Raw genomic sequence first — 529 nt, 5'->3', positions numbered from 1 at the left:
TGTAACTGGTCGTGTTGAAGCCGGTATCATCAACGTGAACGACGAAGTTGAAATCGTAGGTATCAAAGAAACTACGAAGACAACTTGTACTGGTGTAGAAATGTTCCGTAAGCTTCTAGACGAAGGTCGTGCTGGTGAGAACATCGGTGCCCTTCTACGTGGTACTAAGCGTGACGAAGTTGAGCGTGGCCAAGTACTAGCTGCTCCTGGTTCAATCAACCCGCACACTAAGTTCGAAGCAGAAGTATACGTACTTTCTAAAGACGAAGGTGGCCGTCACACGCCATTCTTCAAAGGCTACCGTCCACAGTTCTACTTCCGTACAACTGACGTAACTGGTGACATCTGAGTTTTGAAAAACATTAAACTTTCTCAAAATTAAGTGTTGACAACAAATCAGGGTTGAGTAGAATGCACAGCCCTCGAGACGCGAAAGCAGCTCGAAACCGGGTAACCGGACCTGTTCTTTAAAAATATGAAGCAATCATCTGTGTGGGCACTCGTACAGGTTGAGTTCTAACAGCAGATT

Annotated in this window: 1 pseudogene; it reads left to right on the top strand. The window is 45.6% G+C overall.

Annotation, left to right across the window (positions count from 1 at the left end):
• Window positions 1–346: pseudogene (locus C2M36_RS12660) on the top strand (EF-Tu/IF-2/RF-3 family GTPase); the annotation flags it as partial.
• Window positions 347–529: the final 183 nt, after the last annotated feature.

It is taken from the genome of Pseudoalteromonas sp. T1lg75, from assembly GCF_002964705.1.
GTDB lineage: Bacteria > Pseudomonadota > Gammaproteobacteria > Enterobacterales > Alteromonadaceae > Pseudoalteromonas.
The sequence above is the reverse complement of the archived record's forward strand: the minus strand, read 5'-3'. Positions and strand labels throughout refer to the sequence as shown.